Origin of the sequence: Bradyrhizobium sp. CCGB20, assembly GCF_024199855.1 — a bacterium.
Taxonomy (GTDB): domain Bacteria; phylum Pseudomonadota; class Alphaproteobacteria; order Rhizobiales; family Xanthobacteraceae; genus Bradyrhizobium.
On sequence record NZ_JANADN010000001.1, the window covers coordinates 6,058,214 to 6,078,059 of the forward strand.

Genomic DNA, 19,846 nt, shown 5'->3' on the forward strand with positions numbered 1-19,846 from the left:
GATGCTGTCGCGTACCGCCGAAAACCTCTACTGGCTCGCCCGCTATGTCGAACGGGCCGAGTACCTCGCGCGCACCATCGATGCGACGCTGCGCGTCACCGCGCTTCCCGCCGCCTATATCGGCAAGACCAATGAATGGGACTCGGCGCTGCTCACCGCCGGCGTCGCTACCAGCTTCTATCAGCAATATGAGGAAGCCAATGAGCGCAACGTCGTCGACTACCTCTCCTTCTCTGCCGACAACCCGTCCTCGATCCGCAACTGCATCGAGGCGGCGCGGCTGAACTCGCGCTCGGTGCGCACAGCCCTCACCAGCGAGATGTGGGACACCATCAACTCGGCCTGGATCGAATTGCAGGAGGTCTGGAGCAAGGGCACTTCAACGCGTGAGGATCTCGCAAAATTCCTGCGCTTCGTGCAGGAGACCTCGCTGCGCTTCGACGGCTCGGCCTACCGGACCATGCTGCGCAACGACGCCTACTGGTTCTCGCGGCTCGGCCTGCACCTGGAGCGCGCCGACAACACCGCGCGCATCCTCGATGTGAAGTATCACGTGCTGCTGCCCGAGGAAGAGCACGTCGGCGGCCCGCTCGACTTCTACCAGTGGAGCTCGATCCTACGTTCGGTTTCGGCGCTGACGGCCTATCACTGGGTCTATCGCGAGACGCTGAAACCCTGGCTGGTCGCGGATCTCTTGATCCTCAACGGCACGTTGCCGCGTTCGCTGGCGAGCTGCTACGACAATCTCACGCGCAACCTCGACCAGATCGGCGTCGCCTATGGCCGCCAGGGCCCAGCCCAGCGCCACGCCCGCGGCATCCGCAACCGGCTGGAACACAGCAATATGAACGACATCTTCCAGCACGGCGTGCATGAATTCATTCAGGAATTCATCGCGGACAATTCCAGGCTGGGCGAAATCATCACGAAGCAGTATTTGATCTGATACTGCGGTCATTCCCGGGCGCCCGCAGGGCAAGCCCGGAATGACGACGGAAGAACAACGGTCCACCATGCGCCTGCGAATCCAGCACACCACGACCTATCGCTACGAGCCGCCGGCCACCAGCGTGATCCAGATCCTGCGCATGACGCCCGGCAGCCATGACGGGCAATATGTGGCGGAGTGGCAGATCGACGTCTCGACCGACACCAGGCTCGACACCCATGAGGACGCCTTCGGCAACGTCACCCATGTGCTGTCCTGCGGCCCCGTCGGCGACATCAAGATCACTGCCGAGGGCCTGATCGAGACCCACGACACCGGCGGCGTGCTGCGCGGCGCCGACGAGCGCTTTCCGGCCGGCATGTTCTTGCGCGCCACCGACCTTACCGGGGTCAATCCCGCAATGACGGCGGTCGCGCGGCAGTTGCGCAGCGAGGCCGAGAGCGACACGCTCGGCTTCCTGCACACGCTGATGACGCAGATCAGCGATCACATGACCTTCGACGAGGATCCGACCAACAGCGGCACGTCGGCGGCCGATGCGTTCACGCTCAAGCGCGGCGTCTGCCAGGACTACGCGCATATCTTCATCGCCTGCGCCCGCAGCGGCGGCGTGCCGGCACGGTTCGTCTCCGGCCATTTCCTGCGCTCGGACGGCACGGTGCACCAGGATGCCGGCCATGCCTGGGCGGAAGCCTACGTCGAGGGTCTCGGCTGGGTCGGCTTCGATCCCGCCAACTGCATCTGCACCACCGACGCCCATGTCCGCGTCGCGATCGGGCTCGACTATCTCGGCGCAGCTCCCGTGCGCGGCACCCGCTATGGCGGCGGTGCGGAGACGCTGACGGTGGCGGTCAAGGTCGACCAGGCCGGCCGGCCCGGACAGTGGCAGAGCCAGACGCAGTCATAGGACGACAACCCAGCAAGGCGCACCGCCCAACGAGGCCGCAGCGTTACAGCTGTAATCGACGATCACCGCGCTGAAACGACGGCGTAGCGCCGTCCCTTCAACCTCCGTTGCGATCCGTTTCCGCAACAGAGGTTGAGACAGATGCGGCTTCAAGAAAAGACCAAGACCTATTCCGTGCCACTGCGTGATCCCCACGAGGACATCCTTGCGGGCATCCAGGAGCTGGCGCCCGAGATCAGGGCCCGCGCCGCCGAGATCGAGGCTGCGCGCCGCGTTCCGCCCGACATCGTGGAACGGCTGAGATATCTCGGGCTCTTTCGGATGTTCGTGCCGCGGAGCGCGGGCGGGCTCGAGCTGGATTTTCCGGCCGGCCTCGAGGTCATCAAGGCGCTGACCCGTCTTGACGGCTCGATCGGCTGGATCTCGATCGTCGCCGGAATCGGCAGCCTGATCGCCGCGGCGGCCCGCCCCGAATTATTCCGGCAGATCTATCAGGACGGACCTGACGTGGCGATCTGCGGCTCGTCCCAGCCGAATGGGACGGCGGAGCGCGTGGAGGGCGGCTATCGCGTCAAGGGCCGCTGGCCGTTCGCGAGCGGTTGCACGCATGCCGACTGGATCGGCGCCTTCTGCATCGTCACCGAAAACGGCAAGCCGGTCCCGGGGGCGCAGGGCAAGCCTCAAATTCGCGCCGTCGCACTGCCGGTGCGCGACTGGGAAATCGAGGACACCTGGTACGCCGCGGGCCTCGAGGGTACCGGCAGCCATCACATCACGCTGCGGGAAAGGATCGTTCCCGAGGAACATTTGTTCGATATCGATGCCGCCCCGCGCCTGTCGGGCCCGCTCTATCAGGCGCTGCGGCAATGGCTGCCGATCGTGCATGGCGCATTCTCGGTGAGCATGGCCGAGGGCACCGTCGATGACCTGCTCGCGCTGGCCCATACCGGGAAGCAGCAATTGTATGCGGCCACCCCGATGCGCGAGTCCGAGACCTTCCAGTACGAGCTCGGCCGGATTTCCGCCGGCCTCAGGGCCGCGCAGGCCTTCCACGAGGTTCAGGTCGCCAGCCATTGGCGCCGCGCGCTGGCGGGAACGCTGAAGGACGATGACGTCATGATCGAGGGCGCCCGGTCCGCGGTCTGGCTCGCCACCACCTGCGTCGGCATTGCGGACGCCTGCTTTGCGCTGGCCGGAAGCGGCGCGGTCTACGACGACTCGCCGCTGCAGCGGCGCCTGCGCGATCTTCACATCGGCGCGCAGCATGCTCACGCGCAGCAACGGCAATATGTTGACATCGGCAAGCTCGCCTTGCGCCGGTCGGCCGGGCATGCCGGTTGACCACGCGAGCCGTGCTACACTCGCGGGATCAGATTTGATCCCGCGAGGCCCCCATGGCGACCGTAAAGCTGCTGTCCGACGATGAGCTCTCCCCTGAAGCGCGCGCCGTTTTCGACGACATCCGCAAGGTGCGGAAGTCGGACTTCGTCAACAATTTCTGGCGCGCGCTGGCGCATGATCCGAAGACGCTGCGGCGGACCTGGGAAAGCATCAAGGAGGTGATGGCTCCGGGCGCGCTCGATCCCAAGGTCAAGGAAATGCTCTATGTTGCGGTTTCGATCGCGCATGGCTGCAGCTACTGCATCCATTCCCACACCGCCGGCGCACGGGCCAAGGGCATGACCGAGGCCGAATATGGCGAGTTGCTCGCCATCGTCGGCATGGCCGCGGAGACGAACCGGCTGGTCACGGCGCTCGGCGTTCCCGTCGACGAGGCGTTTCTGGTCGATGCGGCTGACTGAGGTCCCGCCCCCGGGGAATCGGGGGTTGGAGCGGCCCCCGAAATTGGCTAGTAATTCCGCGCAAACGCGTTCGGGGACTGGAAATGACCTATTGTTGCGGAATTCTGGTTCGGGACGGGCTCGTCATGATCGCCGACACCCGCACCAATGCCGGCCTCGACAATGTCTCGACCTTCCGCAAGCTCCACATCTTCTCCAAGCCCGGCGACCGCATCATGGCGATCGCCAGCGCGGGCAACCTCGCCATCAGCCAGTCGGTGCTGTCGACGCTGACCGAAGGGCTGGAAGACCCCAACACGGGCGAGCTCGAGACGCTGATGAACGCGCCGACCATGTTCCAGGCCGCCCAGCGCATCGGCCGGGCGATCCGCGCGGTGCACGCCACCGAAGGTCCGGCGTTGCGATCCGAGGACGTCTCCTTCGACGTCTCCTTCCTGTTCGGCGGCCAGATCAAGGGCGCGCGGATGCGCCTGTTCATGGTCTACACCGCAGGCAATTTCATCGAGTGCACCACCGACACCCCTTACCTGCAGATCGGCGAGCACAAATACGGCAAGCCGGTGCTCGACCGCGCCATGCATTACGACGTCGAGCTCTACGAGGCGCTGAAGACCGGCCTGATCTCGATGGACTCGACCATGCGCTCCAATCTCGGCGTCGGCCTGCCGATCGACGTGCTGGTGGTGCGCGCCGACGCCTGCGATGCCGATCTCAACCACCGCATCGAGGCGGGCGAGCCCTATTTCCACGACCTGCGCTCGCGCTGGTCGGCGGCGCTGCGCGCGGCGCACCAGAACATTCCGCGGCCGCCCTACAAGAACGAAAAAGAACCCAAAACCTGACAGCAAGAGAAAAGGCAGGAAACGATGAGTGAAGCAAAAAAGATCGCAGTGGTGACGGGCGCCGGCACCGGTGTCGGGCGCGCGGCGTCGCTGGCGCTGATGAACACCGGCTTCACCGTGGTGCTGGTCGGGCGCCGCCTCGACATGCTCGAGGAGACCGCCAAGCTCGGCCCCGCCGGCAAGAGCCTGTGCGTCACCGCCGACATGACCAAGCCGGATTCGATTGCCGCGCTGTTCGACAAGGTGAAGGCGACCTATGGCCGCCTCGACGTGCTCTTCAACAATGCCGGCATGGGCGCGCCGGCCGTCAACTTCGAGGACCTCAGCCTCGAGCAGTGGCAGGCGGTGGTGAACACCAACCTCACCGGCCCGTTCCTGTGCACCCAGCACGCCTTCCGCATCATGAAGGACCAGAGCCCGCGCGGCGGCCGCATCATCAACAATGGCTCGATCTCGGCGCATGCGCCGCGGCCGTTCTCGGCGGCCTACACCTCGACCAAGCACGCCATCACGGGCCTGACCAAGGCCTCCAACCTCGACGGCCGCATGTACGACATCGCGGTCGGCCAGGTCGACATCGGCAACGCCGCAACCCCGATGACCGACCGCATGGTCAACGGCCCCGGCGTGCTGCAGCCCGACGGCACCACCAAGCACGAGCCGCGCATGGATGCGAAAGCGGTCGGCGATGCCGTCGCCTACATGGCCGGCCTGCCGCTCGATGCCAACGTGCTGACCATGACGGTCATGGCGACCAAGATGCCGTTCGTCGGCCGGGGCTGAACGAAAACGCGGCGCGTGACGGCCTCTCCCCGCAAGCGGGGAGAGGCGAAGAAGAGCTCCCTACTCCAGGCTCTCCACCTGCCGCAGGCTTGGGAACAGCTTCATCCACAGCAGCGCCACCGCGACGGTGCAGACGCCGCCGAGGACTGCGGCGGGCATGGCACCGAGCAGCGCGGCCGCGACCCCGCTCTCGAACTGGCCAAGCTGGTTCGAGGCGTTGATGAAGAGGAAGTTCACCGCGCCGACCCGGCCGCGCATCTCGTCGGGCGTGGCGAGCTGCACCAGCGAGAAGCGGATCACGACGCTGATCGTATCGGCCGCGCCGAGCACGGCAAGCGCGAGCACCGACAGCCACATCCAGGACGACAGCGCGAACACGACCGTGGCGACGCCGAACACGATCACGGCCTGGAACATGCGCAGGCCCACATGCCGCGAGATGGCGTGACGCGCCAGCACCATGGTCATCAGCAGCGCACCCACCGCGGGCGCGGCGCGCAGCACGCCGAGCCCGACCGGGCCGGTCTGGAGGATGTCGCGGGCATAGATCGGCAGCAGTGCGGTGACGCCGCCGAACAGCACGGCGAACAGATCGAGCGAGATGGTGCCGAGGATCGCCGGATTGCGGCGGATGAAGCGGACGCCGGCAAAGATGTTGTCCGAGCCCGTCCCTTCCTTGGCGACCGCTTGCGGGCGCGGCTGGATGAAGCCGGTCAGGATCATCCCAAAAATCCAGAACAGCACCATCACGGCATAGGCGAGATGCGGCGCGATCGCGTAGGCGAAGCCGCCGAGCGCCGGGCCGGTGATGGTCGCGACCTGCCCCGCACCGCTCGCGACGGCCGTGGCGCGCTGGAGCGATCCCTGCGGCGCGATCAGCGGCAGCAGCGCCGCCGTGGTCGGGCTCTCGAACGCGCCGGCGATGCCGAGCACGAAGGTCGCGATGAAGATCTGCACCTCGCTGACCGCGCCGAGATAGGTGATGATTGCGAGATAGAGCGCGGTCGCGGCTTCCACGAGCTGGCAGAGCTGGACCACGCGCTTGCGCTCAAAACGGTCGGCGGCGTGGCCGGCGACGAACACGAGCAGCGCGGTGGGCAGGAATTGCACGAGGCCGACCATGCCGAGGTCGAAGGGCGAGCCGGTGAGATCGTAGATCTGCCAGCCGATCGCGACCGCCGCGATCTGGCTGGAGAAGCGCGACAGGCTGCGCGAGAGCAGGAAGAACAGGAAGGCGCGATGGGCGAGGAGCGCACGGGCACTGACCGGCGGACTGGTTGATGTTGGCTGCTCTGGCATCGCCTCTTGGGTCACCCCGGACCGTCCGCCCCCTGATATCGACGTGCCCCCGCGTGACTGAGGCGGACCTGCTTGTCAACAGCGGGACGCTTCCCGCATGTCCCGGCATTGCCTTTGCAACGCGGGCGCGGCCATAATCATTGGGGCTTTGGGGACATCATGCTGCGCTTGCAATCGGCACTCGGCATTTTCGCATTGCTGTTGATAGCCTTCGCGCTGGCGGAGAATCGGCGCGCCGTCTCGCTGCGGCAGGCGGCGATCGGCCTCGTCGCGACCTTCGTCACCGCGGCCGTCCTCCTGAAAGTGCCCGTCGTCGCACGGGCTTTTGGGGCGATCAACGACGCGGTCGGCGCGATCTCCGCGGCCTCGCGCGCCGGCTCCTCCTTCGTGTTCGGCTATATCGGGGGCGGTCCCCTGCCCTTCGACGCGAAGGTGCCGGGCGCCGATTTCATCCTGGCGTTCCAGGCGCTGCCGATCGTGCTGGTCATGAGCGTGCTGACGACGCTGCTGTTCTATTGGCGGGTGCTGCCGCCGATCGTGCGCGGCATGGCGTGGCTGCTCGAACGGACGCTGGGGGTCGGCGGCGCGGTCGGGCTGTCGACCGCCGCCAACATCTTCCTCGGCATGGTCGAGGCACCACTGTTCGTGCGGCCGTATCTGGCGCAGATGACGCGCAGCGAATTATTCCTGGTGATGACCGGCGGCATGGCCGGCATCGCCGGCACGGTGCTGGTGCTCTATGCGACGCTCCTTGCTCCGCTCATTCCGGACGCCGCCGCGCATTTCGTCATCGCCTCCGTGCTGGGCGCGCCGGCCGCGATCCTCGTCAGCCTGATCATGGTGCCCGAGACATCCGACAAGCGCACCGGCGGCGCGCTGGAAGATCCCGAGATGGAGGTCGCCAGCACGATGGACGCGATCGTGAAGGGGACGAGTGCGGGGATCGAACTGCTGATCAACATCGTCGCCATGCTGCTGGTGCTGGTGGCGCTGGTCTATCTCGTCAACGCCATGCTCGGCCTGCTGCCTGATATCGGCGGCGCCGCGATCTCGTTGCAGCGCCTGCTCGGCCTCGCGATGGCGCCGGTGTGCTGGCTGATGGGGCTACCCTGGGACCAGGCCGTGACGGCCGGCAGCCTGATGGGCACCAAGACCGTGCTCAACGAGCTGATCGCCTATGTCGACTTCTCGAAGTTGTCGTCCGACGTGCTCGATCCGCGCTCGCGCCTGATCATGCTCTACGCGATGTGCGGCTTCGCCAATTTCGCCAGCCTCGGCATCATGATCGGCGGCCTGGGTGTGATGGCGCCGGAGCGCCGCGAGGAGATCAACGCGCTCGGATTGAAGTCGATCGTGTCGGGGACGCTGACGACGTGCCTGATGGGGGCGGTGGTGGGGGTGTTGGCGTAGCGACGGTCCCGTAGCCCGGATGAGCGCAGCGATATCCGGGACCAGCTTCGCCGCGGAGAGACTTTCCCGGATATCGCTTCGCTCATCCGGGCTACGAAGCACCCCGTCATTGCGAGCGGAGCGACTACGCCTTCAACTCCACCGTCCTGAACTCCGCAGGCAAAATCACCTCCAGCAGCTCGACGTCATCCGAGTAATCCAAAATCATGTGCTTGATCTTCGGCGGCTGGGTCCAGGCGCTGCCTTCCTTCATCAGCGTTTCGCCCTGGCCGTCCATGTAGGTCTTCACCCAGCCCTTGAGCACGTAGACCATCTGGAATTCGACGTCGTGGAAGTGGAGCTTCGACACTTCGGCGGGATCGCAGGGGCCTTGCAGGCGGATCACGTGCGCTTGCGCGAGGCCGTGACTGGCTTCGGCAATGCCGAGGTCGCGGTACTTGGCATAGGCGCGCAGGCCGTCGGCCTTGAAATCTTCCTCGCGGTGATGGCTGATGGCGATGCGCTGTCTCGGACGTGCGGGCTTTTTCGTGGAGGACTTCGCAGGCGTCGTGCGCGCCTTCGCCTCGACGGCCTTGCGTGCGGATGATCTCGCGGGAGCCTTGGCTCCGCTCCGCTTCTTCACCGCGGCCTGGGCTGCGCTGCGCGATTTTGCTTTCTTGGCCATGGGCCGCCTCCCGTTGTTGTTATGGGCGGAGGCTAGCACGAAAACGAAGGTCCGTAGGGTGGATTAGCCGAAGGCGTAATCCACCACTTCTCTTTCGACGCGTGGAGAGCAAAGAGGTGGATTACGCCGGCGACCGCGCTTCGCGCAGCCGCGGGCTAATCCACCCTACGCATCCCCTCTCAATGCAGCCGGAACACGCCGTCCACCGCGCGCAGCTCGGCCGGCCTGATCAGCTTGGAATGCGCCACGGTCACCGAATGGAGCGGACCGTCGAGCCTCTCCTGCCAGAACGCCAGGAAATCCTTCAGCGCCGGAAATTTTGGAAACATGTCGTAGTTCTGCCAGACGTAAGTCTGGAGCAGCGAGGGATGATCCGGCATCCGATAGAGAATTTGCGCGGTCGTCAGCCCGTAACCCAAAAGCTGTTTCCGGAAGTCCTCGGAAACGCCCCCACTCCGCAAGCCCATGCCAACCTCCTTTGCAGGAGCGCATTCAAGGGGCGGCTAGTCGGTGTGCGCCTTTACGAGCCACCCGGTACTGATGCGCTCACATGAGAGAAATGTGACGCAAACTGACAACCCATCTCAAGCCCAAAAGTTTAACAAGCTGTTGAAATTCAATGCTTTAGCAGCAGACATGGCTCCGTGCTAATACGGTCCCGGCGCCGGTTAACGATGGTTAGGAGATTCTGGCAGGGAGGCCTTCTGAGCGCCAAATTTTCTGCTAGAAGCCCTTGCCCCCGCAAAATTCCTGTCCTATTTCAACCTCGCCTGTGCTAGCACTCGCGGGCATCGATTGCTAACAATCTAAAAATCATCAACTCGTGCAAATGCTTAGGAGAGCTGCATGAAATTCCGTCCGCTTCACGACCGCGTCGTGGTCAAGCGTATCGACGCAGAAGAGAAGACCGCCGGCGGCATCATCATCCCCGACACTGCCAAGGAAAAGCCCTCCCAGGGTGAAGTCGTCGCCGTCGGCCCGGGTGGCCGCGACGAAGCCGGCAAGCTGATCCCGATCGACCTGAAGGTCGGCGACCGTGTGCTGTTCGGCAAGTGGTCGGGCACCGAGGTCAAGATCGACAACGTCGATCTGCTGATCATGAAGGAAAGCGACATCATGGGCGTCCTCGACGTCCCCGCTTCCAAGAAGAAGGCGGCCTAAGAGCCCCTCTCTCCCTCCAGTCAAACACCTCAAGGAAAATTTCAGATGGCAGCCAAAGAAGTCAAATTCTCGGTTGAAGCGCGCGACAAGATGCTGCGCGGCGTCGACGTTCTCGCCAACGCGGTGAAGGTCACGCTCGGTCCGAAGGGCCGCAACGTCGTGCTCGACAAGTCGTTCGGCGCTCCCCGCATCACCAAGGACGGCGTCACCGTCGCCAAGGAGATCGAGCTCGACGACAAGTTCGAGAACATGGGCGCCCAGATGGTGCGCGAAGTCGCCTCCAAGTCCGCTGACGCGGCCGGCGACGGCACCACCACCGCCACCGTGCTCGCCCAGGCGATCGTGAAGGAAGGCGCCAAGTCGGTCGCCGCCGGCATGAACCCGATGGACCTCAAGCGCGGTATCGACCTCGCGGTCGAAGCCGTCGTTGCGGACCTCCAAAAGAACTCCAAGAAGGTCACCTCGAACGACGAGATCGCCCAGGTCGGCACCATCTCGGCCAACGGTGACGCGGAGATCGGCAAGTTCCTCGCCGACGCCATGAAGAAGGTCGGCAACGAGGGTGTCATCACCGTCGAGGAAGCCAAGTCGCTCGAGACCGAGCTCGACGTCGTCGAGGGCATGCAGTTCGACCGCGGCTACATCTCGCCCTACTTCGTCACCAACGCCGACAAGATGCGCGTTGAAATGGACGACGCCTACATCCTCATCAACGAGAAGAAGCTCTCCTCGCTGAACGAGCTGCTCCCGCTGCTCGAGGCCGTGGTGCAGACCGGCAAGCCGCTGGTCATCGTCGCCGAGGACGTCGAAGGCGAAGCCCTCGCCACCCTGGTCGTGAACCGCCTCCGTGGCGGCCTGAAGGTCGCGGCCGTCAAGGCTCCGGGCTTCGGCGATCGCCGCAAGGCCATGCTGCAGGACATCGCGATCCTGACCGGCGGCCAGGCGATCTCGGAAGATCTCGGCATCAAGCTCGAGAACGTCACGCTCAACATGCTCGGTCGCGCCAAGAAGGTGATGATCGACAAGGAGAACACCACGATCGTCAACGGCGCCGGCAAGAAGGCCGACATCGAGGCGCGCGTGGCCCAGATCAAGGCGCAGATCGAGGAGACCACCTCGGACTACGACCGTGAGAAGCTCCAGGAGCGTCTTGCCAAGCTCGCGGGCGGCGTCGCGGTGATCCGCGTCGGCGGCGCGACCGAGGTCGAGGTGAAGGAGCGCAAGGATCGCGTTGATGACGCGATGCATGCGACCCGCGCGGCTGTCGAGGAAGGCATCGTCCCGGGCGGCGGCGTCGCCCTGCTCCGTGCTTCCGAGCAGCTCAAGGGCCTGCGCACCAAGAACGACGACCAGAAGACCGGCGTCGAGATCGTGCGCAAGGCGCTGTCGGCTCCCGCTCGCCAGATCGCGATCAACGCCGGTGAAGACGGCTCGGTGATCGTCGGCAAGGTGCTGGAGAACAAGGCGTACGCCTACGGCTTCGACTCCCAGACCGGCGAATACGCCGACCTCGTCAAGAAGGGCATCATCGACCCGACCAAGGTGGTCCGTACCGCGATCCAGAACGCAGCCTCGGTTGCGGCCCTGCTGATCACCACGGAAGCCATGGTCGCCGAGCTGCCCAAGAAGGGCGGCGCCGGTCCGGCGATGCCCCCCGGCGGCGGCATGGGCGGCATGGACTTCTAAGGTCCAACCACCTCAAGACCTACGAAACCCCGGCAGCGATGCCGGGGTTTTTGTTTGGGCACGCTCTATCCCCAGTCCTTCCGGGGCGCGCCCTCTTGGGCGCGAGCCCGGAATGACGGGTGGAGAGACTAAAGCCTCACCGCACCTTCCCCATCCGCTCGAAGCGCGGCTCGCCGTCATCGTCGAGCGACCAGATGATCCGCGTCACTCGGCCTACGAGATTGTCCATGGGGATGAAGCCGATCGTCGCCATCACGCGGCTGTCGGTGGAGTTGTCGCGATTGTCGCCGAGCACGAAGAAGTGGCCCGGCGGGACCGTGTAGACGTTGGTGTTGTCGTAATAGCCGTTCTCGATGCAGTCGTAGGTGGTGTAGGACGGGCCGTGGGGCCTACTGTTCGGCAGCGTCTCAAGCCAGCTTTTGGCCTTCGCGTCGTCGGTGCCGCAGGCGGCTTCGCCGTCCACCTCTTTCAGCGGCACGCGATTCACCGGCTTGTCGTTGAGGACAAGTTGCCCCTGCCGCATCTGGATGCGGTCGCCGGGCAGTCCGACCACGCGCTTGACGTAATCGACCGATGTGTCCTTGGGCGTCCGGAATACCACGACGTCCCCACGCTCGGGCTCCGCGGCGAAGACGCGGTGCGTGATCAGCGAGGATGCGAACGGAAACGAATAGGGTCCGTATCCATAAGCGAACTTCGAGGCGAAGACATAGTCGCCGATCATCAGCGTCGGTGCCATCGAACCCGAAGGGATGTTGAACGGCTGGTACAGGAAGAAGCGAAACAGGAACGGCGGCGACCACAGCACCGGGATCAACAGGATCAGGACGACGATCGCCTTCCATTCCCGCGATTGCGCCTTCGACGGCCGGATGGTTTGCGAGAGAGCGGTCATGCGCCTGCCTTGATCGAGACTGTTTGCGAGATTACGCAACCGTCGCGCGCCTGCAATCCCGCTCAGTTATCTTGGTCGCACCGGCACGCTCACGCGTTCACGCCAAATGAACACGACAGACATGTGAAGGGCCGCCCGTGGGCGGCCCTTCCGCTTCATGCGCTCTCGGGCGCCTTCAGGCGCACGAGCCGGGTCAGGAGAGCATCGAGGCCCTCGCCGTTGCCGGCGTGGAGATCGATGCGGCCGACCTTCTCGACCAGCCGCTCCAGCGACTCCAGCTCCTTGAGCCGCAGCAGCAGAGGGTTCTCCTCCATCAGGCGGGCGGTGTTCAGAAGAGAACGCGTCGCCGCGGTCTCCTCCTGCCGGCGGATCAAGTTCGCCTTGGCGACCCGCTCCGCCTCCACCACCTTGTTCACCAGCTCCCGGATCTCGCCGGGCAGGATCACATCCTTGACGCCGAGCTCGGTCACCTCCACGCCTGATACCGCGACACGTGCCCGCACATAGTCGCGCAGCTCCGCATCCAGCGCCGCCTTCGCGGACAGCACCTCGTCCAGCGTCCGGCCGGCGACCGCTTCGCGGATCGCGAACTGCACCAGGCGGTACAGCCACGCATCCACGTCGGGCACGGTCGCAACCGTCCGCTCGGGATCGACCACCCGGCGGAACGCCGTCAGCGTCACCCGCAGCGCGATGCGATCCCTGGTCAGCATCTCCTGCGCGGTGATCTCGACCGCCTGGGGCCGCAGGTCGAGGCGCTTCACCTCGATCTTGCGGCCGACGGTCCAGAAGGCGTGCCGGCCGGGCGCGAGCCGCTGCACCAGCCGGCCCTCGACATAGAGCAGGCCGGCCTCGTGGTTCTCGACCACCGTCTCGCTCACGACAGTCGAGCGGCTCCGCTCGATCATGGTCAGGTGCCGCGCATCGACCCGGGGATCGCTGGACACATCGATGCGCTCGACATCGATGCGGGTCGCGACCTTCCAGTAGACACGCACCTGCCAGGGCGTCATCAGATGCACGGGCCGGCCGTCGAGGCTGACGATGGCGACCTCGTCCGCCTTGGTCTCGACCGCCTCGAACAGCTCGGCGGCGAGATCAGGCCGCGCGGCCTTCAGCACCGCGTAGCGATCCGTGGGGAATTCGGTCCCCACGACGTTGTACACGGTGGCCGTCAGCTCGTTGCGCAGATCGAACAGGCGATGCCGCCCAGGCGCGAGCACACGCTCGAGCCGGCCGTTTCGCGTGAGTAGCGCGCGCTCACCGTCCTTCACGGTGACCGTGGTCGTCAGCAAGTGCCAGGTCATGACACGCCTCCATCGTTTGCGCCCGGCCGGATGCCGGACAACAGGTTTCGTTTGCAAAGGACGTGAGGACGCGGACGACGCTTCCCAAGAAATCGGCGGGCCGTGGCTTGAGCTTGCACGATGACGGGCGCACGCGCGCGATCGCCCGACACGCGTCGGGCGTTCGCACGAAGCCACCCGGCATCAGCGCAAGCGGTATCCACCGCGGCGCGGAGCCGGTTTCACAGTGTCGTTGTTCGGTCGGAAGCCTTTTGGGCAAAACGGCCGGACGGCGACTGAAGCGCGCGTCCGGTCCTCGTCAGAGGTATCAGCTTTTCAGGCTGAAACGGAGCGCTGGAGCGGGATTCGAACCCGCGTCACGATGAGTAACAGTCATCTGCTCTACCAAACTGAGCTATCCTTTGTGCAAGAGACCGGAATCGAACCGATGCCTTCGGGTGTTCAAGCCCGACGCTCTCCATGAGCTACGTCCTGCGTTTCTGCTTCATTCGGCGGAACACGAAACCGCAGGGCGGCCCGCGCCAGTCGGGATCTCAGAGAGCCCGAACCCATGGCCTAGCGAAGGAGCGGGCTAATAGACGAAGCACGTTCGGGTTGCAAGAGGGGAGTGCAAGATTTTTTCGTCACGCGCCTTTCGCTGTGACGCGCTCGTCACACCGCAGCAACGCCTCAACTGCGCGACATGTCCTGAAAACACGCCCTCACCCAGTCGATCGTCACGCGCGTTGCGGCGTCGCGCTTGAGGTGATTTTGCACGAGCAGCCAGACGTCGCGCCGTTTCGGCAGCAGCGTCGCGCGCAGGCGACGATCGCCGAGCAGATCCGCGCAAACATACTCCGGCAGCACGCCTGCGGCCTGATACGAGAGGATCAGGCTGCGGATGACGCGAACGTTGTCGGTGACGCAGCGCGAGCGGGCTTGCTTCGTGCGCAGGAATTGCATCTCGGGAATGGCACCGAGTTCGTCCGGATAGGCGCACAGCATCGGCTCGCCGTCCCTCGCAACAGGCTCGAAATAATAGATGCGGGTCTCACCGAGCTTTGAGATCGCGAAGTCGCCCTTGTCGGGCTTGCGCAGCCGGATGGCGAGGTCGGCTTCCCAGCGCGAGAACTTGACGTTCTCGCTCGAGGTGAGGAATTGCAGCGTCAGGCCGGGATTGGCGCGCAGGAAATCGCTCGCGCGCGGCGACAGCACCTCCTCGGCGACCGTGTTGGTGGAGGCGATGCGCAGGCGTCCCACCGGACCTGCCAGACTCTCGCCGACGCGGCCGATCTCGGCGGCATGCGCCGCCATCGCCTCGACATGCGCCAGCACCGCTTCGCATTGCCGTGTCGGCTTGCGGACGCCGTCGGCGGCCTCGAACAGACGCAGGCCGAGCGCACGCTCGATGCGCGACAGCCTGCGCCCGACCGTCGTCTCGTCGATGCGCAGCCGCGCGCTGGCGCCGGCGTAAGTGCCCTCGTCCCTGACGGCAGCGATGATGCGCAGATCGTCCCAGTTCATCGCTCGAGGTTATATCGGCCGGGCGCAGCCTGCAATATCGCAGCCACCAGCTGCAATATCCCTGCATATCGGCAGGTGCTCATGGGGCTATGCTCGTCGTGCCTTTTGCCCGGAGATTTCCAGACCATGACGACCGCAAAGACCCTGCTGCAGCTTGCCGGTGCCGACCTCAACCCGCCGCGACTTGGCGACGCCGCACTGGTGCTGATCGACATCCAGAACGAATATCTCACAGGCCCCCTCGCCTTGCCCGACGCCAAGCCCGCGGTCGCGCGGGCAGCTGCGCTGCTGGCGCGGGCCCGGGAGAGCGGAGCCGCGATCATCCATATCGCCCACCGCGGCAAAGCGGGCAGTCTGTTCGATCGCGCCGCCGAGCGCGGCGCCATTGTCGCTGAACTCACGCCCCGTGCCGGCGAGCTGGTGATCGAAAAAGAGCTGCCCAATGCGTTTGCCGGCACCGATCTCAAGGCGCGCCTTGACGCGACCGACCGCAAGAACATCGTGCTGGCCGGCTTCATGACACATATGTGCGTCAGCTCCACGGCGCGCGCCGCGCTCGACCTCGGCTTTCGCACGACGATCGACGCCGATTCCTGCGCCACGCGCGACCTGCCCGACGGACGCGGCGGCACGCTGGACGCCCGGACCATCCACGAGGTTGCGCTCGCCGAGCTATCCGACCGCTTCGCGATCATCGCGCGCGGCGATGCGCTGACGTAGCGGGGCAACGCGATGCTGCAGCTCTATTTCTCGCCGATGGCCTGCTCGCTTGCGAGCCGCATCGCGCTGATGGAAGCCGGCCTCGATGCGCGCTATCATCTGGTGCATCTCGCGACCAAGACGGTCGCGGACGACGACAGCGATTTTCGCGGCATTTCGTCGAAGAGCGCTGTGCCGGTCCTCGTGCTGGACAACGGCGAGCGGCTGACGGAAAGCGCAGCGGTGCTGCAATACATCGCCGACCTGAAGCCCGAGCGCGGCCTTGCGCCGCCGCCCGGCGATCCCGATCGCTACCGCCTGCAGGAATGGCTGAGCTTCATCGGCACCGAGATCCACAAGGCCTTCCTGTTTCCGACCTTCTGGTACAAGGACGATGCCTCGCTCGCCAAGCCGCGCGCAAGGATCGCACAGACGTTGTCGGTGCCAGCAGCGCATCTGACGGACCGTGAATTCCTCGTGGGCCAACGCTTCACCGTTGCGGACGCACATCTCGCCTGGGCTTTGCTGCTGCTCCGTGCCGCAGGTGTCGACGTCGCGCAATGGCCGTCGCTCGCTTCCTATCTCGAACGCATGCAGGCGCGACCCAGAGTGAGAGAAGCGATCGCGACCGAGATGGCGCTGCGCAAGGCCATGGCCGCAAGCGCGGCATGAAGGGATCACTGGTACAGGCGATGCCGAATGGGTTAGATCTTGTGACCGACTGAACTTTCAAAACGGGAACAAGATCATGACATCGCATGACACGGCGAAGCTTCTGGCAGGCAAGGTTGCGCTGGTGACCGGCGCGGGGCGCGGGCTCGGCCGCGCCTTTGCGGAGAAGCTCGCCGCGCTCGGTGCCGATGTCGCCGTCCACGGCATGCGCGAGAACGGGCCGGCGGAATATGGCGAGGGCACCACCCTCACCGCGGTGGCCGCGGAGATCGGCCAGCAGTTCGGTGTGCGCAGCCAGCGCGTGCTCGGCGATCTCACCAGGGGCGAGGATATCGCGCGCGTGATTGCGGAGACGGAAGCAGCGCTCGGCCCGATCGACATTCTCGTGCACAATGCCGGCGGCGATATCGCAGCCGCCGGCGGCAAACCCGATCCGAACGACGCGGTGCACATCAAGGAGGCCGATGTGCGCGCGGTGCTGGAGCGCAATCTGCTCTCGACCATCCTGACCTGCCAGGCGGTCGCAAAAGGCATGATGGAACGGAAACGCGGCCGCATCGTCACGCTCGGCTCGGTCGCCGCGTTCAAGGGGCGCACCCAGGGCTCGATCTATGCGGTGTCGAAGGCCGGCGTCACCCACTACACGCGATGCCTGGCCGACCAGCTCCGCCCCTACGACATCGCCGTCAACTGCATCGCGCCCGGCGATACTCGCACCGGCCGCTTCCTCGGCACCCGCGCGGTGGACCCGGGCCGGATGGTCGAGACCGGCACGCTCGACCGCATCGCGACCGTCGACGAGGTCGCGCGCGTCGTCGAGTTCTTCGCCGGTCCCATGGGCGCCTTCGTCTCGGGCCAGGTGCTGCGGATCGACGGCGGCGGACAGTGCTGGCCGGGCTGAAAACGCGCGAGCGAGGCACAAGAAGAAAAGGGCCGCTGCGAGCGGCCCTTTTGCATTATCCAGAATGAGCTGAGGTCACTCGACCCGCGCCAGCACCGCGAGCTTGCGGATACCCTTGTTGCGGTAGGCGTCGAGGAACGCGTAGTAGTCCTTGAACGACACGCAGCCGTTGGAATCGCCGTTCGGGCCGAGCATGAAGGTGTGGGCGAGCAGGCCGTCGCGGCCGTAGATCGCGCTCTCGCCGCCGATCGGGGTCAAGCGTAGCGCCGGCACGCCGTGGAACAGCGCCTCGCGCGGCTTCAGCGTATAGATATGCGGCGGCGTCACCCCGCGCATGCGGACCCGCGAGGAACGCGGATCGTCGAGATTGGAGCCGAGGCCGGAATGCGCCTCGAGCTTGGTGCCGTCGGGCAGGTAAACCGTCTTGGCGGTGATGTCATAGACCGCGGTGTCGCGTTCATAGGGCGCCGAACCGCCGAGCATCGGGTTCTGCTCCTTCGGGGCGATCGACGCGGTCACGCTGGCATCGGCGGAGGCGTAAGCGAGCAGCCCGCCGGACGGCTCACGCTTGCCCCAGAGCTTTTCGACCATCGACTGGCGCGGTCCGGTGATCGACATCACCGCGGCCTTGGCGCGATCGGCAAACGATTTTGGCTTTGCTTCGGGCGCCGGCACGATCTCGGCCGGGTCGGCCGAGGCCAGCTGCACCGGCGCGTCGGCGCCGCGCTTGCCCCTGGCAGCATCCGCAACCTTCTCAGTGACCTTCGCCGCGGCCGGCTTCAGCACTTCCGCGACCTTCGCGATCACGCCTTGCTTCGGCGCGTCCTTGGCCACAGCAACCTGGGCTGCGGGTGCAGCGCTCGCCGCATTGGACGCCACGCCCTGCGTCGCAGCCGCGGCAAAGCGCTCGTTGAACATCTCGCGGGAAATCGGAGCGGCGACCTGCAACCGGTCGGGCAACAACGCAAAGGTTTCGTTGATGGCCTCGCCGGCCTCGCGCAGCGCCACCCGGGGCGCGCGCTTGATCACGGGCTCGTCGTAGCCAATGCTGCCGACGGTTGGATAGACGCTGGCGCCGAAGACGTTGCTGTAGATGGTCCAGCCGGCCCCGATCACGGCGCAGCCGATCGCCGCGGCGCCAAGCCAATTGGTCGCAGTCATTTTCCGGGAAGGCTTCCGATATGAATTCTTGGACTTCCGTGCCGCGTTACTCTGCGCAGCGATACTCGTACTCATTCGCCTTGCGTCCAGGACGGTGTCACTCAGTCCCCCTTCGAAGTGCCGCTGGTCACGATCCGGGACCAGCATCTCGCAGGAGGTCGGAGCGTCATTAAGGCGACTTTTAGTTAAATGCGGATTAAGTTCGGGCCGATATAGGGCAGCACGTTCACGCTGTCCCATTTTGAGAAAAAAGCCCGCAGAACTACGGACTTAGGCGGTTCTGTTAACTATAATTCTCGGCCGGATCGGAGCGGTCAGCGGACCTCACCGGCCGCCTTCCTAAACGCATCCAACCAAGTCCTTTTCGTGGTCATCAAATCGGCCCGACCATAGCGCCGGAGCGTTGCGCGGGGCTGGTGCGCGCAGGCCCTCCTTCCTCTCTCGCCACGCGCGGGCGTCGGCAGAACGGCGGAAGCAACTCACACATCGCGCATGGAGCGCTGACACTGCACGGCGCCGTGACTGAAAGTTGATCGCGCCCGTCTGGAAATGGCGGTGCCGAGAAAATAGCTGCAACCTCGGCACTTTTCAGCAGCCTCTGCGCGTGATACGGTACCGTATCAACATCGCCTTGAACTGTGCCGAGCACGCAAACGGAGGCTGGCATGAGAGGGTTCGCGCGCGCCGGGTTTTTCGCCCTGGCGTTGTTCTTGTTGATCGGGCCTGCAACGGCACAGCCCTTCCTCAATGCGGGCTGCACGGCATCGCCATCGGCGGCCGGCACGCAGACCTGGCGCTGCGACAACGGCATCACCATCGTCGCGGAAAACGGCGCCAGATTTGAACTTAAGGACGCCAACCGCGACGGACATATAGACTCCGTGGAGTTGAGCAGCAAAGCGCTGCTGGTCGAGGTGCCCAGGAAGCCCGGCGGCAATCCCTTCAAGGTGCTGACGCCGCAGGCGATCGCCGCCGTGCGCGGCACAAAATGGGCGGTCGACGTCGCCGATGCAAAGACTTCGGTGTTCGTCGCCGACGGCCGCGTCGGCGTGACCCGCAGGAGCCGCGGGCGCGGCGTCGTTTTAGGTCCCGGCGAAGGCGTCGACGTGGAAGCGACCGGCCCTCTGAGCGTCAAGCAGTGGGGCAAGCCGCGCATCGACGCGCTGATGGCACGCCTCGGACAATGAGGCCGGGTCGATAAGGCT

At 65.3% G+C, this 19,846-nt stretch carries 20 protein-coding genes and 2 tRNA genes; 13 read left to right on the forward strand and 9 right to left on the reverse strand.

From position 1 onward, the window contains the following. The first annotated feature begins 1 nt into the window (after nt 1). The 6 genes from NLM15_RS28395 (at nt 2) to NLM15_RS28420 (ending at nt 5,283) form a co-directional block, all read left to right on the forward strand. Entirely contained in the window at nt 2-946 is a 945-nt protein-coding gene (locus NLM15_RS28395; RefSeq protein WP_008143144.1) for an alpha-E domain-containing protein, read from the forward strand. Between the two features lie 67 nt (nt 947-1,013). Continuing rightward, nucleotides 1,014-1,856 carry a transglutaminase family protein gene (locus tag NLM15_RS28400; RefSeq protein WP_254124470.1) on the forward strand — a complete coding sequence of 281 codons (843 nt, stop codon included), beginning with the start codon at nt 1,014-1,016 and terminating at the stop codon, nt 1,854-1,856. Between the two features lie 141 nt (nt 1,857-1,997). Continuing rightward, the gene (locus NLM15_RS28405; RefSeq protein WP_254120906.1) at nt 1,998-3,197 is read left to right on the forward strand and encodes an acyl-CoA dehydrogenase family protein; all 1,200 of its coding nucleotides are present in this window, start codon (nt 1,998-2,000) and stop codon (nt 3,195-3,197) included. Nucleotides 3,198-3,250: 53 nt separating this feature from the next. Next, the gene (locus tag NLM15_RS28410) at nt 3,251-3,658 is read left to right on the forward strand and encodes a carboxymuconolactone decarboxylase family protein (RefSeq protein WP_254120908.1); all 408 of its coding nucleotides are present in this window, start codon (nt 3,251-3,253) and stop codon (nt 3,656-3,658) included. An 83-nt stretch (nt 3,659-3,741) separates the two neighbouring features. Beyond that, nucleotides 3,742-4,500 (forward strand): proteasome-type protease, encoded by a 759-nt coding sequence (locus tag NLM15_RS28415; RefSeq protein ID WP_254120914.1) that lies wholly within the window; start codon nt 3,742-3,744, stop codon nt 4,498-4,500. 24 nt (nt 4,501-4,524) lie between these two features. Continuing rightward, complete coding sequence (locus NLM15_RS28420; RefSeq protein ID WP_211385151.1) at nt 4,525-5,283, forward strand: SDR family oxidoreductase; 759 nt, start codon at nt 4,525-4,527, stop codon at nt 5,281-5,283. 60 nt (nt 5,284-5,343) lie between these two features. Here NLM15_RS28420 and NLM15_RS28425 read toward each other — a convergent pair whose 3' ends face one another. Next, a complete protein-coding gene (locus NLM15_RS28425; protein ID WP_254120916.1) occupies nt 5,344-6,582 on the reverse strand; it encodes an MFS transporter in 1,239 nt (412 codons plus the stop codon). A 159-nt stretch (nt 6,583-6,741) separates the two neighbouring features. On the opposite strand from NLM15_RS28425, the gene NLM15_RS28430 reads away from it, so the two are divergent. Continuing rightward, entirely contained in the window at nt 6,742-7,992 is a 1,251-nt protein-coding gene (locus tag NLM15_RS28430; RefSeq protein ID WP_254120918.1) for a NupC/NupG family nucleoside CNT transporter, read from the forward strand. Between the two features lie 124 nt (nt 7,993-8,116). On the opposite strand, the gene NLM15_RS28435 is transcribed toward NLM15_RS28430, so the two are convergent. Both NLM15_RS28435 and NLM15_RS28440 read right to left on the reverse strand, forming a co-directional pair. Then, entirely contained in the window at nt 8,117-8,656 is a 540-nt protein-coding gene (locus NLM15_RS28435) for a cupin domain-containing protein (protein WP_254120920.1), read from the reverse strand. Nucleotides 8,657-8,835: 179 nt separating this feature from the next. Further along, on the reverse strand, nt 8,836-9,123 hold the full coding sequence (locus NLM15_RS28440; protein ID WP_254120922.1) for an usg protein: 288 nt from the start codon (nt 9,121-9,123) through the stop codon (nt 8,836-8,838). A 379-nt stretch (nt 9,124-9,502) separates the two neighbouring features. On the opposite strand from NLM15_RS28440, the gene NLM15_RS28445 reads away from it, so the two are divergent. Both NLM15_RS28445 and groL read left to right on the forward strand, forming a co-directional pair. Next, the gene (locus NLM15_RS28445) at nt 9,503-9,817 is read left to right on the forward strand and encodes a co-chaperone GroES (protein ID WP_008139213.1); all 315 of its coding nucleotides are present in this window, start codon (nt 9,503-9,505) and stop codon (nt 9,815-9,817) included. A 45-nt stretch (nt 9,818-9,862) separates the two neighbouring features. After that, entirely contained in the window at nt 9,863-11,503 is a 1,641-nt protein-coding gene (groL, locus tag NLM15_RS28450; RefSeq protein WP_254120924.1) for a chaperonin GroEL, read from the forward strand. Nucleotides 11,504-11,639: 136 nt separating this feature from the next. Here the strand turns inward: groL and lepB are convergent, their stop codons facing one another. The 5 genes from lepB to NLM15_RS28475 all read right to left on the reverse strand — a co-directional run bounded on the left by lepB (nt 11,640) and on the right by NLM15_RS28475 (nt 15,208). Further along, on the reverse strand, nt 11,640-12,398 hold the full coding sequence (lepB, locus tag NLM15_RS28455) for a signal peptidase I (RefSeq protein ID WP_254120925.1): 759 nt from the start codon (nt 12,396-12,398) through the stop codon (nt 11,640-11,642). Between the two features lie 155 nt (nt 12,399-12,553). After that, nucleotides 12,554-13,705: a slipin family protein gene (locus NLM15_RS28460; protein ID WP_254120926.1), complete on the reverse strand. Its 1,152-nt coding sequence runs from the start codon at nt 13,703-13,705 to the stop codon at nt 12,554-12,556. A gap of 334 nt (nt 13,706-14,039) precedes the next feature. Next, a tRNA-Asn gene (locus NLM15_RS28465) sits at nt 14,040-14,105 on the reverse strand. A 4-nt stretch (nt 14,106-14,109) separates the two neighbouring features. After that, nucleotides 14,110-14,180 (reverse strand) — tRNA-Ser (locus NLM15_RS28470). Nucleotides 14,181-14,374: 194 nt separating this feature from the next. After that, nucleotides 14,375-15,208: a LysR family transcriptional regulator gene (locus NLM15_RS28475; RefSeq protein ID WP_254120927.1), complete on the reverse strand. Its 834-nt coding sequence runs from the start codon at nt 15,206-15,208 to the stop codon at nt 14,375-14,377. A 126-nt stretch (nt 15,209-15,334) separates the two neighbouring features. Here NLM15_RS28475 and NLM15_RS28480 point away from each other — a divergent pair, with 126 nt between their 5' ends. From NLM15_RS28480 to NLM15_RS28490, 3 genes are all read left to right on the forward strand, one after another. After that, entirely contained in the window at nt 15,335-15,928 is a 594-nt protein-coding gene (locus NLM15_RS28480; protein ID WP_254120928.1) for a cysteine hydrolase family protein, read from the forward strand. 12 nt (nt 15,929-15,940) lie between these two features. Further along, nucleotides 15,941-16,579 carry a glutathione binding-like protein gene (locus NLM15_RS28485; protein WP_254120929.1) on the forward strand — a complete coding sequence of 213 codons (639 nt, stop codon included), beginning with the start codon at nt 15,941-15,943 and terminating at the stop codon, nt 16,577-16,579. Between the two features lie 76 nt (nt 16,580-16,655). Beyond that, nucleotides 16,656-17,480: an SDR family NAD(P)-dependent oxidoreductase gene (locus NLM15_RS28490; RefSeq protein WP_254120931.1), complete on the forward strand. Its 825-nt coding sequence runs from the start codon at nt 16,656-16,658 to the stop codon at nt 17,478-17,480. Between the two features lie 75 nt (nt 17,481-17,555). Here NLM15_RS28490 and NLM15_RS28495 read toward each other — a convergent pair whose 3' ends face one another. Continuing rightward, nucleotides 17,556-18,641 (reverse strand): DUF2778 domain-containing protein, encoded by a 1,086-nt coding sequence (locus NLM15_RS28495; RefSeq protein ID WP_254120932.1) that lies wholly within the window; start codon nt 18,639-18,641, stop codon nt 17,556-17,558. 665 nt (nt 18,642-19,306) lie between these two features. Here NLM15_RS28495 and NLM15_RS28500 point away from each other — a divergent pair. Then, the gene (locus tag NLM15_RS28500; protein WP_254120934.1) at nt 19,307-19,828 is read left to right on the forward strand and encodes a FecR domain-containing protein; all 522 of its coding nucleotides are present in this window, start codon (nt 19,307-19,309) and stop codon (nt 19,826-19,828) included. Nucleotides 19,829-19,846 lie beyond the last annotated feature (18 nt).

What these genes read in the sequence shown, in the direction of transcription:
- NLM15_RS28395 (WP_008143144.1), top strand. Translation starts at nt 2, where the DNA reads ATGCTGTCGCGTACCGCCGAAAACCTCTACTGGCTCGCCCGCTATGTC.
- NLM15_RS28400 (WP_254124470.1), top strand. Translation starts at nt 1,014, where the DNA reads ATGCGCCTGCGAATCCAGCACACCACGACCTATCGCTACGAGCCGCCG.
- NLM15_RS28405 (WP_254120906.1), top strand. Translation starts at nt 1,998, where the DNA reads ATGCGGCTTCAAGAAAAGACCAAGACCTATTCCGTGCCACTGCGTGAT.
- NLM15_RS28410 (WP_254120908.1), top strand. Translation starts at nt 3,251, where the DNA reads ATGGCGACCGTAAAGCTGCTGTCCGACGATGAGCTCTCCCCTGAAGCG.
- NLM15_RS28415 (WP_254120914.1), top strand. Translation starts at nt 3,742, where the DNA reads ATGACCTATTGTTGCGGAATTCTGGTTCGGGACGGGCTCGTCATGATC.
- NLM15_RS28420 (WP_211385151.1), top strand. Translation starts at nt 4,525, where the DNA reads ATGAGTGAAGCAAAAAAGATCGCAGTGGTGACGGGCGCCGGCACCGGT.
- NLM15_RS28425 (WP_254120916.1), bottom strand. Translation starts at nt 6,582, where the DNA reads ATGCCAGAGCAGCCAACATCAACCAGTCCGCCGGTCAGTGCCCGTGCG.
- NLM15_RS28430 (WP_254120918.1), top strand. Translation starts at nt 6,742, where the DNA reads ATGCTGCGCTTGCAATCGGCACTCGGCATTTTCGCATTGCTGTTGATA.
- NLM15_RS28435 (WP_254120920.1), bottom strand. Translation starts at nt 8,656, where the DNA reads ATGGCCAAGAAAGCAAAATCGCGCAGCGCAGCCCAGGCCGCGGTGAAG.
- NLM15_RS28440 (WP_254120922.1), bottom strand. Translation starts at nt 9,123, where the DNA reads ATGGGCTTGCGGAGTGGGGGCGTTTCCGAGGACTTCCGGAAACAGCTT.
- NLM15_RS28445 (WP_008139213.1), top strand. Translation starts at nt 9,503, where the DNA reads ATGAAATTCCGTCCGCTTCACGACCGCGTCGTGGTCAAGCGTATCGAC.
- groL (WP_254120924.1), top strand. Translation starts at nt 9,863, where the DNA reads ATGGCAGCCAAAGAAGTCAAATTCTCGGTTGAAGCGCGCGACAAGATG.
- lepB (WP_254120925.1), bottom strand. Translation starts at nt 12,398, where the DNA reads ATGACCGCTCTCTCGCAAACCATCCGGCCGTCGAAGGCGCAATCGCGG.
- NLM15_RS28460 (WP_254120926.1), bottom strand. Translation starts at nt 13,705, where the DNA reads ATGACCTGGCACTTGCTGACGACCACGGTCACCGTGAAGGACGGTGAG.
- NLM15_RS28475 (WP_254120927.1), bottom strand. Translation starts at nt 15,208, where the DNA reads ATGAACTGGGACGATCTGCGCATCATCGCTGCCGTCAGGGACGAGGGC.
- NLM15_RS28480 (WP_254120928.1), top strand. Translation starts at nt 15,335, where the DNA reads ATGACGACCGCAAAGACCCTGCTGCAGCTTGCCGGTGCCGACCTCAAC.
- NLM15_RS28485 (WP_254120929.1), top strand. Translation starts at nt 15,941, where the DNA reads ATGCTGCAGCTCTATTTCTCGCCGATGGCCTGCTCGCTTGCGAGCCGC.
- NLM15_RS28490 (WP_254120931.1), top strand. Translation starts at nt 16,656, where the DNA reads ATGACATCGCATGACACGGCGAAGCTTCTGGCAGGCAAGGTTGCGCTG.
- NLM15_RS28495 (WP_254120932.1), bottom strand. Translation starts at nt 18,641, where the DNA reads ATGACTGCGACCAATTGGCTTGGCGCCGCGGCGATCGGCTGCGCCGTG.
- NLM15_RS28500 (WP_254120934.1), top strand. Translation starts at nt 19,307, where the DNA reads ATGAGAGGGTTCGCGCGCGCCGGGTTTTTCGCCCTGGCGTTGTTCTTG.